This window comes from Amycolatopsis sp. MtRt-6, from assembly GCF_017308975.1.
GTDB lineage: Bacteria > Actinomycetota > Actinomycetes > Mycobacteriales > Pseudonocardiaceae > Amycolatopsis.
Genome location: NZ_JADWPD010000031.1, coordinates 92,779 through 106,482, shown reverse-complemented (window position 1 = coordinate 106,482; position 13,704 = coordinate 92,779). Strand labels below are relative to the sequence as shown.

At 71.8% G+C, this 13,704-nt stretch carries 11 protein-coding genes; 4 read left to right on the top strand and 7 right to left on the bottom strand.

Features of this window, described 5'->3' with window-relative positions; genetic code table 11:
- Positions 1–134 precede the first annotated feature (134 nt).
- Positions 135–587 (bottom strand): MarR family transcriptional regulator, encoded by a 453-nt coding sequence (locus I4Q55_RS38265; RefSeq protein ID WP_206795260.1) that lies wholly within the window; start codon positions 585–587, stop codon positions 135–137.
- 140 nt (positions 588–727) lie between these two features.
- On the opposite strand from I4Q55_RS38265, the gene I4Q55_RS38260 reads away from it, so the two are divergent.
- Both I4Q55_RS38260 and I4Q55_RS38255 read left to right on the top strand, forming a co-directional pair.
- Complete coding sequence (locus I4Q55_RS38260) at positions 728–1,912, top strand: MFS transporter (protein ID WP_206795258.1); 1,185 nt, start codon at positions 728–730, stop codon at positions 1,910–1,912.
- Between the two features lie 23 nt (positions 1,913–1,935).
- Positions 1,936–2,769 carry an aldo/keto reductase gene (locus I4Q55_RS38255; protein ID WP_206795256.1) on the top strand — a complete coding sequence of 278 codons (834 nt, stop codon included), beginning with the start codon at positions 1,936–1,938 and terminating at the stop codon, positions 2,767–2,769.
- Positions 2,770–2,856: 87 nt separating this feature from the next.
- Here I4Q55_RS38255 and I4Q55_RS38250 read toward each other — a convergent pair whose 3' ends face one another.
- The 3 genes from I4Q55_RS38250 to I4Q55_RS38240 all read right to left on the bottom strand — a co-directional run bounded on the left by I4Q55_RS38250 (position 2,857) and on the right by I4Q55_RS38240 (position 5,822).
- Positions 2,857–3,696: an SAM-dependent methyltransferase gene (locus I4Q55_RS38250; protein ID WP_206795254.1), complete on the bottom strand. Its 840-nt coding sequence runs from the start codon at positions 3,694–3,696 to the stop codon at positions 2,857–2,859.
- 141 nt (positions 3,697–3,837) lie between these two features.
- Positions 3,838–4,938 carry a hypothetical protein gene (locus tag I4Q55_RS38245; RefSeq protein ID WP_242547473.1) on the bottom strand — a complete coding sequence of 367 codons (1,101 nt, stop codon included), beginning with the start codon at positions 4,936–4,938 and terminating at the stop codon, positions 3,838–3,840.
- A gap of 464 nt (positions 4,939–5,402) precedes the next feature.
- Positions 5,403–5,822, bottom strand: coding sequence for a helix-turn-helix domain-containing protein (locus tag I4Q55_RS38240; RefSeq protein ID WP_206795252.1), 420 nt, complete (start codon positions 5,820–5,822; stop codon positions 5,403–5,405).
- A 152-nt stretch (positions 5,823–5,974) separates the two neighbouring features.
- On the opposite strand from I4Q55_RS38240, the gene I4Q55_RS38235 reads away from it, so the two are divergent.
- Positions 5,975–6,385 (top strand): hypothetical protein, encoded by a 411-nt coding sequence (locus I4Q55_RS38235; RefSeq protein ID WP_206795250.1) that lies wholly within the window; start codon positions 5,975–5,977, stop codon positions 6,383–6,385.
- Positions 6,386–6,445: 60 nt separating this feature from the next.
- On the opposite strand, the gene I4Q55_RS38230 is transcribed toward I4Q55_RS38235, so the two are convergent.
- The 3 genes from I4Q55_RS38230 to I4Q55_RS38220 form a co-directional block, all read right to left on the bottom strand.
- Positions 6,446–6,610, bottom strand: coding sequence for a hypothetical protein (locus tag I4Q55_RS38230; protein ID WP_206795248.1), 165 nt, complete (start codon positions 6,608–6,610; stop codon positions 6,446–6,448).
- 124 nt (positions 6,611–6,734) lie between these two features.
- Positions 6,735–7,280 (bottom strand): type 1 glutamine amidotransferase domain-containing protein, encoded by a 546-nt coding sequence (locus I4Q55_RS38225; RefSeq protein ID WP_206795247.1) that lies wholly within the window; start codon positions 7,278–7,280, stop codon positions 6,735–6,737.
- A gap of 87 nt (positions 7,281–7,367) precedes the next feature.
- Positions 7,368–8,921, bottom strand: a complete 1,554-nt coding sequence (locus tag I4Q55_RS38220; protein WP_206795245.1) for a SpoIIE family protein phosphatase — start codon at positions 8,919–8,921, stop codon at positions 7,368–7,370.
- Positions 8,922–9,060: 139 nt separating this feature from the next.
- On the opposite strand from I4Q55_RS38220, the gene I4Q55_RS38215 reads away from it, so the two are divergent.
- Positions 9,061–13,701, top strand: a complete 4,641-nt coding sequence (locus I4Q55_RS38215; RefSeq protein WP_206795243.1) for a HAMP domain-containing protein — start codon at positions 9,061–9,063, stop codon at positions 13,699–13,701.
- Positions 13,702–13,704 lie beyond the last annotated feature (3 nt).

Genomic DNA, 13,704 nt, shown 5'->3' with positions numbered 1-13,704 from the left:
CGCACAGATGCCCACCCGATCTACATCGCCTTAACCGATCGGGTGTTTCTCTTCGCCCTTAAGGGCCATCATGCGCCACTCTGCGGCGGAACTGTGCTGTGCCGAAACTTTCACCGGTCCGGCACGCGCCGAGGTCAAGCTCCCGGAAAACTCAGCGCCCCCAGCGCTCCCACCAGCGGCGCCAGCTCCGGCACCGCCTCGGCCTCCGCCAGTGCCTCCGCCAAAGCCGCGTCGTGCGTCGGGCGCGCCGCCGTCAGCAGCGCCTGGCCCGCGGGCGTCACCTCGGTGTAGATGCCGCGGCGGTCGTCCGCGCAGAGGTAGCGGGCCAGCAGCCCGCGGCCCTCCAGCCGGGTGACCAGCCGGGTCGTCGCGGACTGGCTCAGCACCACCGCGTTCGCGAGCTGGTTCATCCGGAGGTGGAAACCGTCCTGGCGGGCCAGGACGTCGAGGACCGTGTACTCGCTCACCGACAGCTCGTGTTCGCGCTCGAGCGCGCGCTGCAGCCTGTCCTCGATGCGCGCGTGGAGCGCGGCCAGCGTGCGCCAGCCCTGCGCACGGGCTTCGACGGCGTCGTCGTCCAGTGACACGGTTCACCTCTCCCCGGCTTGCGCGCGCGGCACGCGTCGCGGCACCATCAAGCGTGTGCAATATACGGCGTCTGCAACTATCTCGGGCGCTTGTAGTTGCCCACGCCCGTAACCAGTCTACTCCGGGAAGAAGGAAGTCCATGCCCGCCGCTCTGCTCGCACTGGCGATCAGCGCTTTCGGGATCGGCACCACCGAGTTCGTGATCATGGGCCTGCTGCCCGAGGTCGCGGCCGGCTTCGGCGTCTCGATCCCGGCCGCAGGCCTGCTCATCTCCGGCTACGCGCTCGGCGTCGTCGTCGGTGCTCCCCTGCTCACCGCGCTGGCCTCGCGGGTACCGCGCAAGACCGTGCTGGTCGCCCTGATGGGCTTGTTCATCGCGGGCAACGTGCTCTCGGCGCTGGCCCCCAGCTACGGCCTGCTGATGACCGGCCGGATCGTCGCCGCGCTGAGCCACGGCGCGTTCTTCGGCGTCGGCTCGGTCGTCGCCGCCTCGCTGGTCGCCCCGGCCAGGCAGGCCGGCGCCATCGCACTGATGTTCACCGGGCTGACCGTGGCGAACGTGCTCGGCGTGCCCGCCGGCACCGCGCTCGGCCAGGCCTTCGGCTGGCGCTCGACGTTCTGGGTGGTCAGCGCGCTCGGCGTGGCCGGCGCGATCGGCATCCTCGCGCTGGTGCCGCACCAGGAACCTGCGCCCGGCGCGGGCCTGCGGCGGGAGCTCGCCGTGTTCCGCCGCCCGCAGGTGTGGCTCGCGCTGGTGATGACCGCGCTCGGCTTCGCCGGGGTGTTCGCGTCCTTCACCTACATCGCCCCGATGATGACCGAGGTCGCCGGCTTCTCGAGCGGCGCCGTCACCTGGCTGCTCGTGCTCTTCGGCGCCGGCCTGTTCGCCGGCAACCTGCTCGGCGGCAAGGCCGCGGACCGCAGGCTGATGCCCAGCCTCTACGTCATCCTCGCCGCGTTGGCGCTCGTGCTGGTGGCGTTCGTCTTCACCGCGCACGCGAAGGTGCCCGCGGCGATCACCATCGCGCTGTTCGGCGCGGCGGGCTTCGCGACCGTGCCGCCACTGCAGGCGCGCGTGCTGGCCAAGGCCGAGGGCGCCCCGGCGCTCGCGTCGGCGGCGAACATCGCCGCGTTCAACCTCGGCAACGCCGGCGGCGCGTGGCTCGGCGGCCAGGCCATCGACGCCGGCCTCGGCTACACCGCGCCCAACTGGATCGGCGCCGCGCTCGCCGCGGCGGGCCTGGCCGTGGCCCTCGTCTCCGGCCTGCTCGACCGCGGATCCCCGGCTAGTTTCGAAGCCGGGGAACGGGTACTCGCCCGATGAACCACCCACCGAAAGGACCCCTCGTGACCAGCGTGCCCGACATCGAACTCAGCAACGGCGTCCGTATGCCGCAACTCGGCTACGGCGTGTTCCAGGTCCCGGACGACGAGACCGCCACCGCCGTCAAGGCCGCCCTCGACGCGGGCTACCGCAGCATCGACACCGCCGCCGTCTACGGCAACGAGAAGGGCGTCGGCCAGGCGATCGCCGAGTCCGGCATCGCCCGCGACGACCTGTTCGTCACCACCAAGCTGTGGAACTCGGCCCAGGGCTACGACTCGACGCTCAAGGCGTTCGACGCGAGCATGGCCAAGCTCGGCCTGGAGCAGCTCGACCTGTACCTGATCCACTGGCCGACCCCGGCGCGCGACAGGTACCTCGACACCTGGAAGGCGTTCGAGAAGCTGTACTCCGACGGCCGCGTCCGCGCGATCGGCGTCTCCAACTTCCAGCCCGCGCACCTCGAGCGCCTGCTCGACGCCGCCGACGTCGCCCCGGCGGTCAACCAGGTCGAGCTGCACCCGTACCTGCAGCAGCGCGAGCTGCGCGAGTTCGACGCCAAGCACGGCATCGCGACCGAGGCGTGGAGCCCGCTCGCCAAGGGCGGCAGCCTGCTCGGTGACCCGGCCGTGGCCGAGCTGGCGGTGAAGCACAGCCGCACGCCCGCGCAGATCGTGCTGCGCTGGCACCTGCAGCTGGGCAACGTCGTGATCCCGAAGTCGGTCACGCCGTCCCGGATCGAGGAGAATTTCGACCTGTTCGGGTTCACCCTCACGGAGGAGGAGATGGAGTCGCTGACCCCGCTGGACCGCGGTGAGCGCACCGGCCCGGACCCCGACAGCTTCAACGCCGCCTGACCCCGGACACCCGCCCGGGAGCACCCCAATGTGGCGTTGGTTGCGTCCAACGCACCGAACGCCACATTGGGGTGGTTGGGGCCGGCCTCACTGCTTGCGGGCGACTCCGCCCAGCGTCAGGAAGTTCAGCTCGCCCAGCGGGTGCAGCCGCGGGCCGTCCGGCCACCATTCGTGCAGGTAGACCAGCCCGGGCCGGAGCAGCTCGGTGCCTTCGAAGAACCCTGCGATCTGCTCGCGCGTGCGGTGGACGCTGCCCAGCCCGGTGCCCTGGAAGCTGGTCTCCAGCAGCCGGGCCAGCTCCTGGCGCGGGGAGTCCTCCTCCGGGTCGAAGTGGTGCGTGAGCAGCAGGAACGACCCGGGCGCGAGCGCCTCCACGTACTCCGCGACGATCGACTTCGCGCGGTCGTAGTCGTCGATGTGGTGGATGATCGACGTGAGGATCAGCGCCACCGGCCGGGAGAAGTCCAGGTACTCCTTGACGACCTCGTCGGCGAGGGTGTCGGCGGGCCGCGTCAGGTCGGCGCCGGTGACGTGGGTCAGGTAGTTCTCTTCGAGCAGCGCCCGGCCGTGCACCTGCACCACCGGGTCGTTGTCGACGTACACGACCTGCGCGTCCGGGTTGTACCGCTGCGCCACCTCGTGGGTGTTTTCCGCGGTCGGCATGCCCGAACCGAGGTCGAGGAACTGGTCGACACCGCGTTTGCCGGCGAGGAACCGCACCGCGCGCACCAGCCAGTCGCGGTGCTCCTTCGCCATCGCCCGGGCCCCGGGCGCGATCGCCAGCAGCCGCCGCATCGCTTCCCGGTCGACCTCGTAGTGGTCGTGCCCGCCGAGGAGTGCGTCGGACAGCCGCGCCAGGCTCGCCTTGCTGAAATCGAGGGCGGCCGCACCACCCTCGGTTCCGGACCGCAGGTCGCCAGGCGTCATCGGCTGCTCTCCCACTCTGCGCGTGGCGACGACACCCCTGCCCGGGCTTCGTTCACCGTGTCCGGCGACGGACAGTGCTCAGATTACGACATGGAGTTCACCAAGTGAACCAGGCACAAGGGCCTTGCCTGCCAGGGAGAACTACCCGAAACGCAGTTCCCGCCAGGTGTGTCCCCCATCCGTGGTCCGGTACACGGCGGAACCACCCTCGGCGTCCGGCTGGCCGTCGACGACGACGCCGGTGCCGCGGCCGGGGAAGTCGAGATCGGTCAGCGCGAAGCCGCGATCGGTCAGCGCGAACGTCTCCCAGGTGCGGCCGCCGTCGGCCGTGCTGTGCAGGAAGCCGACGCCACCGCCCACGGCCGCGACCGTCGCGGCCGTCGGCGAGGCCGCGGCGAAGCCCTGGTGGATGCCGGCGAACGGCGCGACGCCGTCGTCGCCGAACTTCGCGCCGAGCCGCGGCGCGTGCCGCAGCTGCCGTTCGGTCGACCCCGGCTGCGGCGAGCCGGGACTGCCGCTGCACAACGCCACGACCTGCCGTTCGCGGACCCCGTCGAGCGAGGCGACCGTCCCGTCCGGGCACGGCGGCGCGGCCGGGGTGAACCGGGTGCCGTCGCGGGAGGTCCAGTACCGCTCGCCGCCGTAGTCCGCGCCGAGCGCGACCTGCAGGCCGCCGCCGACGGCCAGGTCGCCGTAGGTGAGACCGCCGGTGACGGCGAACCCGGGCACCGGGGCCAGCACCGGCGAGCCGGCGATCGCCGAGTAGAGCCGGGTCGAGCCGCGGCCCTCGCCGTAGGTGGTCAAGATGGCGAAGACGCGGCCGCCGGTCTCGGCGATCTTCGAGAGGTAGTACGGCTCCCGCGCCCCGGCGAGCGCGACCGGCTGCCAGGTGGCGCCGCCGTCGCGGGTCGTGCGCACGTGGACGCCGTCGCTGACGTAGGCGACGCGGTCGCCGAAGACCCGCAGCGCGACGTGGTTGTGGTTGTCCGGCAGCGGCATCGGCGGCGCGCCCAGCCGCCGCCAGTGCCGCCCGCCGTCGGTGGTACCCAGCAGCGCCGGGCACCAGGTGCCGGCGCACGGCGAGTAGCCCAGGACGTATCCGGTGTCCGGGCCGGTCCAGCTCGTCGAGGCCGGTTGGAAGCCCGGCGGGACCACGGGTGTTTCCGCCGTCGCGGGCGAGGCGAACGCGGCCAGGAGGGCGAGGACGGACACCAGCAGCGCACAGCGCCGGGGAGTTCTCATGATCACCTGGACGCCCCGCGCGGGGCGGGGGTTGCCCACCCGCCGGGAGTTGCGCCGCGCGGCTCAGCGCGCCGCGGCCGCCCGGGCGCCGGGCACGGCCGCCGGACGCCGTTGCCGGGGTTCCGGCCGGGAACTCCGTCGTGGAGCCGGGCCTTCCGCAGCGTCGCCGCCGCCCGGCATCACCCGCTCGACCCCGAACGGTTTGAAGTGCTCGCGCGCCGCTCCGGGTCGGCGGGGCTGCCCTGGACGACCGTTGCCGAAGACCGGCGCCGTCCCCGGTCGCCGAGGAGGCGGCGAACCCGAACAGCGGCGCGATCCGGCGGCGGCCGACCCCGACGGGGTTGACCAGCATCAGCGCGCCGACCGGCGGTGCGGCCTCGGCCCGGACACACGGCGAACGTGCCGCCAAGCCGGGTGGCCGGCGTGCGCTGCCCGGAGCGCGTCGCGGCGGTCGCGGACCGTGGTCACGCCGGATTCTCGGTGATCGAGGCGACCCAGCGCAGCAGGTCGGCACCCGCGGCGAGGTCGCCGAGCACGATGATCTTCATCGTCGACCGCTCGCCGTCGTGGATGGTTTCGACGCGCAGGGGCCGCTCGCCGGCGTCCCGGGGCCCGTTGACCGAGGCCAGGACCATGGTCGAGATCCGGTCGGCCGCCGCGCGGTCGACGCCGCCGAGCTCGACGACCGCCGAAAGCTCCGCGGCCGGCGCGCGCTCGGCGATCGGCAGCCCGGTGAAGGCCGCCAGGTCCGTGGCCGTGATCCGGTACTGCTTGCCGATCCGGACCGCCTTCAGCCGCCCGTCCCGCACGTAGTTCCGGACCGTCCGGACGTGGAGGCCGAGCTTCGCGGCGACCTGCTCGACGGAGAAGACGTCCTGCGCCATGACCCTCCTTGCGTTCCTCAAACTACCCTGTCGCGCTCGAAACAGGGAAGTTTGGAGAGTCAATGGTTCGCTCACCCGGGTGACGGGTATTTCCCAGTGTTGTTCCCGCCCGCCCGATACGTCCACATCGGACAGTCGAAAGGACGCCGACGATGCCGTATCCCCCGCCCCCGGAGCCGTACGGACCGCCGCACGAGCCCGCGCCCACCGAAGAGATCGTGGAGCGCACCCACCCACGCATCCGGGTCGTGCGCACGATCAACGCCCTCATCCACCTCGTCTGCGCGGTGTTCGCGCTGGTCCTGGCCGTGCACATCGTGCTGGTGCTGGGCGGGGCGAACTCGGCGAACGGCTTCGCGCACCTGATTTCGGACTGGTCGGCGGGCGTGTCGCTCGGCCTGCGCAACCTCTTCACGCCGGACTCGGAGGGCCTGCGGACGTTCCTCAACGACGGCCTCGCCGCCATCCTGTGGCTCGTCATCGGCGCGATCCTGACCGACGTCATCACGCGGATCGGCGTGCCCGGGCCCAAGCGGGTCTGGTACCGCCGCAGCTACCGCTGACGCACGAAGAAGGCCTCCCCGGCACGACAACCGCGCCGGGGAGGCCTTCTTCGTGGTCTGTCAGCGCCGAGGCTGCTCGGCAGCCGGTTGAACGGGCTCCGGCTCGGGCTTCGGCAGGGCCTGCTCGGCGGGCTCGCCGCCGCGCGGTGCGGGAACGCCCTCGGCGGCGATCGCGTCGAAGTGTTCACGGCACCAGCGGCCGTAGCGCCTTGCGTGCACAGTCATCGCGTCCACCTCCTCTCCACGGGCGATCCTTGTCACACCTTCAGCGTGCTACGCCTCGGTGCCGAAAGCCAACAGATTTAAGCGGGACTTAACACACAATCGGGTGACGGTCCACAAAGGACGGCTAGTGGCCCGCGAACTCGCGCACGACCGTCCGGCAGAACGCCGGCAGGTCGTCCGGGTTGCGGCTGGAGACCAGTCCGTTGTCCACTACGACCTCTTCGTCGACGACCGTGCCGCCGGCGTTACGGATGTCCGTCCGGATGCTCGGGTACGACGTCAGCGTGCGGCCACGCACGACATCCGCTTCGACGAGCGTCCACGGACCGTGGCAGATCACCCCGACCGGCTTGCCGGCGCGCACGAAGTCGCCGACGAACTTGACCGCGGCGGGGTCCGTGCGCAGGTTGTCGGGGTTCATCGTGCCGCCGGGCAGCAGCAGCGCGTCGAAGTCGCCGATCCGGACGTCGGCGACCTTCCGGTCCACCGCGAACTTCTCACCCTTGTCGATGTCGCCGTTCATCGCCTGGATTTCGCCGGTGTCCAGCGACACCAGCTCCACCGTCGCGCCCTCGTCGAGGACGGCCTGGCGCGGCTTCTCCAGCTCGACCTGTTCGACGCCGTCCGCGGCCAGGATCGCGACCCGGCGTCCTTGCAGTGCGTTCGCCATGGGGCTCCTCCGTCGGAAAACCGGTTGCACCGGGGTAGTTACCCCCTCGCCACGGCCTCAAACCCCAGTCCACAAAGGACGTTGCAATCAGTCTCCACATTCGATGGCGAGCACGGCGATATCGTCGTGTGCGGAACTGCCGAGCCAGTCGCGCACGGCCTGCCGCAGCTGCCGCACGACCTCGCGGGCCGGCTCGCCCGCCGCCGCCGCGAGCACCGCGCGCAACCGGTCGTCTCCGAAGAGTTCCGTCTGTTCGTGGCGGTTGCGGGCCTCGGTGATGCCGTCGGTGTAGAGCAGGCAGACGTCGCCGCGCTCCAGCCGCACCTCGGCCTCGGCGAACCGGGCCTGCGGCGAGATGCCGACCAGCGTGCCCGGCACGGTGACCTCCTCCACCACGCCCGAGCGGCGGACGATCAGCGGCGCCGGGTGGCCACCCGAGGCGAGCGTCAGGCCGACACCGCCGTCCGCCGGCCGGGCCGTGCCGAGCACGAGGGTGGCGAAGCGGCTGCTGCCGCCGGCGATGAGCAGCTCGTTGAGCAGCCGCAGCAGCGTGCGGCCGTCGCGTTCGACCATGGCGAGCGCGGTCAGGGCGTGCCGGACCCGGCCGGTCAGGGCCGCGGCCTCGGGGCCCTTGCCGCAGACGTCGCCGAGCACCAGGAACGCGCTGCCGTCGTCGTGCGCCTGGACGTCGAAGAAGTCCCCGCCGACCGTGAGGACGCCGGCCGCCGGCTCGTACCAGGTCTCGAACCGGGCGCCGTCGAGCTCCGGCGGGTCGACCGGGCGCAGCGTCGTCTCCAGGCCGCGGGTCGCCTCCTCCTGCCGGGCGTAGCGCTGGGCGTTGGCCAGCGCCGTCCCGGCCGCCACGGCGAACTCGACCACCGCGCGGGACTGCTCGGCGCCGAACCCGGCGTCGCCGCGGCGGCCCAGCAGCAGCGCGCCGGTGACCCCGGCGCTCGCGCTCGGGCCGAGCGAGACGACCGAGACGTCGGTGTGCCCGGCGAACCGGTCGGCGACGACCGACGGCAGCGTGGCGACCTCGGGTCCGGGGACGGACGCGGGCTGGGGGCGGCCGGTGGCGGCGAAGGTCGCCGCCAGCACCGGCGCGACCTGGGCAGGCACCCGCCGGATCCGGCCGTGGCCCTGCGCGGCCGGGCGCTCGCAGCTCCACCACTCCCACCGGCCGCGGGTGGTCGGCAGCAGCACGAAGACGGTTTCGGCCAGCGCGGACGCGGCCAGCTCGGCGATCACCCTGGCGGTGCCGTGCCGCCCGCGCGCGGCGGCCAGCCGGGGACCGGCCTCGGCCAGGAAGTCACCCACCTGCTGCTGGGCGAGGCCGTCCGCGGGGACGGTCCAGGCGTGCCAGCCGCCGGGCAGCGTCCGGATGCGGGCCGGACGGCGGTGACCGGCGACGTCGACGTGGCCGGAGGTCTCGGTGACGGGGTGCAGCTGCGGCTCGGCGTCGCCCGCCAGCGCTCGCCCCGCGGGGTTCGCCCAGCGCACCGCGCCCGCGGCGTCCTGCAGGAACACCGCGTCACGGACGTCTTCGAGGGCCGCGCGTGCGAAGGCGTCGAAGCCCGGCGGCCCGCCGTCACCGGTCATCGGCGGCGGGGCCGCCGAAGCCGGGGCCGGACGTGACACCATGCACGGACCTCCTGCCTCCGGACTGCTGTCGCACGGCTACCGCGTGAGCGGGCGGGCTGGCTCGAAGTGTAGGGCGAAGCATGGCACGCTGGGTCGACGACCATGGCTGGCGCATGCGTGGTGGAGAGGGTCGGCACACATGACAACGGAATCCCAGAGCGAAGCGGCCGCGCTGGAGCGGGTGCTCGTCGCGGTGCGGGATCTGGGGGACGGCAACTTCCGCCGGCGGCTCGTCCCGCACGGCGACGGCATCTCGGCGCAGCTCGCCGTCGCGTTCAACGACATCGCCGAGCGCAACCAGCGGCTGGTCAGCGAGCTGCTGCGGGTCCGCGCGGCCGTCGGGCAGGAAGGCCGGCTGAGCGAGCGGCTGGAGGGCCAGGTCGGCCCCGGGGGCTGGACCACGGCCGTCGACGCCGTCAACGGCCTGGTCGAGGACCTCACCCGGCCGGCGATCGAGCTGGAGCGCGTGCTCGGCGGCGTCGCCGACGGCGACCTGTCCCAGCCCATGACCCTGACCCTCGACGGGCGCCCGCTGCAGGGCGCGTACGCGACGCTGGCGAAGACGGTCAACGGCCTCATCGCGCAGCTGTCGCGCTTCGCCGCCGAAGTGACGAGGCTCTCCCGGGAAATCGCGGGTGAGGGACGTCTCGGCGGCCAGGCCGTCGTCCCGGGCGTGTCGGGCACCTGGCGCGACCTGACCGACTCGGTCAACTTCATGGCCGACAACCTCACCGAGCAGGTCCGCAACATCGCCCAGGTCACCACCGCCGTCGCCCGCGGCGACCTGACCCAGAAGATCAACGTCGACGCCCGCGGCGAGATCCTCGAGCTCAAGAACACCATCAACACGATGGTCGACCAGCTCTCCGCGTTCGCCGACGAGGTCACCCGCGTCTCCCGCGAGGTCGGCTCGGACGGCAAGCTCGGCGGCCAGGCCCAGGTGCCGGGCGTCGCCGGGACGTGGCGCGACCTCACCGACTCGGTCAACCTGATGGCCGACAACCTGACCGACCAGGTCCGCGGGATCTCGCAGGTGGCGACCGCGGTGGCCAACGGCGACCTGACGAAGAAGATCGAGGTCGACGCCCGCGGCGAGATCCTGCAGCTGAAGAACACCCTGAACACGATGGTCGACCAGCTTTCGGCGTTCGCCGGCGAAGTCACCCGGGTGGCGCGCGAGGTCGGCAGCGAGGGCAAGCTGGGCGGGCAGGCCGAGGTGGCGGGCGCGGCCGGGACGTGGCGCAGCCTCACCGACTCGGTCAACCAGATGGCCGACAACCTCACCGACCAGGTCCGCAACATCTCGCACGTCACCACGGCGGTGGCGAAGGGCGACCTGACGCAGAAGATCACCGTCGACGCGCGCGGCGAGTTCTTCGAGCTCAAGACGACCATGAACACCATGGTGGACCAGCTCTCGGCGTTCGCCGACGAAGTCACCCGGGTGGCCCGCGAGGTGGGCACGGAGGGTCAGCTGGGCGGGCAGGCGCAGGTCCCCGGCGTCGCCGGCACCTGGCGCGACCTGACCGGGTCCGTGAACTTCATGGCGAACAACCTGACCACCCAGGTCCGCAACATCGCCCAGGTCGCGACGGCCGTCGCGCGCGGCGACCTGACCCAGAAGATCGCGGTGGACGCCCGCGGCGAGATCCTGGAGCTCAAGAACACGCTGAACACGATGGTCGACCAGCTGTCCGCGTTCGCGGACGAGGTCACCCGGGTGGCGCGCGAGGTGGGCACCGAGGGCAAACTGGGCGGCCAGGCCGCCGTGCCGGGCGTCGCCGGCACCTGGAAGGACCTGACCGACAACGTCAACTCGATGGCGAACAACCTGACCGACCAGGTCCGGAACATCGCCCAGGTGACGGCGGCGGTCGCGAAGGGCGACCTGACCCAGAAGATCACCGTCGACGCGCGCGGCGAGATCCTCGAGCTCAAGACGACGCTGAACACGATGGTCGACCAGCTGTCCGCGTTCGCGGACGAGGTCACCCGGGTGGCGCGCGAGGTCGGCACCGAAGGCATCCTCGGCGGCCAGGCACGCGTCCGCGGCGTCGCCGGCACCTGGAAGGACCTCACCGACAACGTCAACGTCATGGCCGACAACCTGACCGACCAGGTCCGGAACATCGCCACGGTGGCGAGCGCGGTGGCCAACGGCGACCTGTCGAAGAAGATCCGGATCGAGGCCCAGGGCGAGGTCGCGGCGCTGGCCGAGACGCTGAACGGGATGGTCGAAACGCTGCGCGCGTTCGCCGACGAGGTCACCCGCGTCGCCCGCGAGGTCGGTACCGAAGGCATCCTCGGCGGCCAGGCGCGGGTGCCCGGCGTCGCCGGGACCTGGAAGGACCTGACCGAGAACGTCAACTTCATGGCGCACAACCTGACCAGCCAGGTGCGGAACATCTCGCAGGTCACCACCGCCGTCGCGAAGGGCGACCTGACCAAGAAGATCGACGTCGACGCCCGGGGCGAGATCCTCGAGCTCAAGACCACGATGAACACGATGGTCGACCAGCTCTCCGCGTTCGCCTCCGAGGTCACGCGGGTCGCCCGCGAGGTCGGCACCGAGGGCAAGCTGGGCGGCCAGGCCGAGGTCGACGGCGTGTCCGGCACCTGGCAGCGGCTCACCGAGAGCGTGAACCAGCTGGCCGGGAACCTGACCACGCAGGTCCGCGCGATCGCGCAGGTCGCGACGGCGGTGACCGCCGGCGACCTGACCCGGCACATCACGGTCGACGCGTCCGGCGAGGTCGCCGACCTCAAGGACAACATCAACCAGATGATCGCGAACCTCAAGGAGACGACGAGGACCAACCGCGAGCAGGACTGGCTGAAGACGAACCTCGCGCAGCTGTCGGGCCGGATGCAGGGGCACCGCGACCTCGTGTCGGTCGCCGCGCTGATCCTGTCCGAGCTGGCCCCGCTGGTCCGGGCCCAGCAGGGCGCGTTCTTCCTGGCCCGCGACGACGACCGCGACGGCACGGTGCTGGAATGCATCGCCGCCTACGGGCTCGCGCAGTCCCGCGCCGGGCTGCGGTTCGCGATGGGCGAGTCGCTGATCGGCCAGGCCGCCGTCGACCAGCGCACGGTCCTGGTCAGCAACGCGCCGCCGGAGTACGCGCTGATCTCGTCCGGGCTCGGCTCGGCCGCGCCGGTGAACCTCATCGTGCTGCCGGTGCTGTTCCAGGGCGAGGTGCTCGGCGTGCTGGAGCTGGCCTCGGTCAACGAGTTCAGCACGGTCCACCAGGACCTCCTGGAGCAGCTGCGGCACACCATCGGCGTCAACGTGAACACGATCCTGTCCAACTCGCGGACCGAGGCGCTGCTCACCGAGTCCCAGCGGCTCGCGCAGGAGCTGCGGGCGCGGTCGGAGCAGCTGCAGGCCCAGCAGGGCGAGCTGCGGCGGTCCAACACGGAGCTGGCCGAGAAGGCCGCGCTGCTGGCCCAGCAGAACCGCGACATCGAGGTCAAGAACAGCGAGATCGAGCAGGCGCGGCAGGAGCTGGAGGAGCGCGCCGGGCAGCTGACGGTGGCGTCGCAGTACAAGACCGAGTTCATGGCGAACATGTCCCACGAGCTGCGGACACCGCTGAACAGCGCGTTGATCCTGGCGAAGCTGCTGTCGGAGAACCCGGAAGGGAACCTGACGGAGAAGCAGATCCAGTTCGCGAAGACGATCTACGCCGCCGGGTCGGACCTGCAACAGCTGATCAACGACATACTGGACCTGGCGAAGGTCGAAGCCGGCCGGCTGGACATGCAGATGTCCGACATCACGCTGCCGGAGCTGGTGGACTACGTCGAGTCGCTGTGCCGGCCGCTGACCGCGGACAAGGGCCTCGAGTTCGCCGTCCACATCGACCCACCGGTGCCCGGCAGCGTCCACACCGACGAGCACCGCCTCCAGCAGATCCTCCGGAACCTGCTGTCGAACGCGGCGAAGTTCACCGACGAGGGCGGCGTCCGGCTGCGCATCCGGGCGGCGGACCCGGCCGAGGTCGAGCAGGAGGCGCTGAAGAACGCGCCGGGAATCATCGCCTTCGCGGTCGAGGACACCGGGATAGGGATCCCGGAGGAGAAGCTGGCGGTCATCTTCGAGGCGTTCCGCCAGGCGGACGGCACGACGAGCCGCAAGTACGGCGGCACGGGCCTCGGGCTGAACATCAGCCAGCAGCTGACGGAGCTCCTGGGCGGCGAGCTGCGCGTAGTGAGCGAACCGGGCGTGGGCTCGACGTTCACGCTGTACCTCCCGGTGGCGGCGGCCAACCTGGTCGACCCGGCCCTGACGGCCCTCTCCTCGCCCCGCCTGCCCCCCGTCCCCAGCACGGTCCTGGTGGCGGCCCCCGACGTGACACCCAAGCGCTTCCACGGCGAGAAGGTCCTGATCGTCGACGACGACCTGCGGAACGTGTTCGCCCTGGCAGCGGTCCTGGAACAGGCGGGCCTGGAGGTGATCTACGCGGAGACGGGCGTCGCCGGCATCCGCGCCCTGGAGCGCAACGAGGACACGGCCCTGGTCCTGATGGACGTGATGATGCCCGAACTCGACGGCAACGCCACAATCGCGGCCATCCGGGCCGAAGCGGCCAACGCGGACCTCCCGGTGATCGCCGTCACGGCCAAGGCCACCCCGGAGGACCGCGCCCGCACACTGGCGAGCGGAGCCGACGACTACATCACCAAGCCGGTGGACACGGACAAGCTACTGGATGTGATCGCGGCCTCCCTGGAGGCGGACGCCGCATCGACCCGCGACGCCGCCTCACCGGCCGGCTGAGCT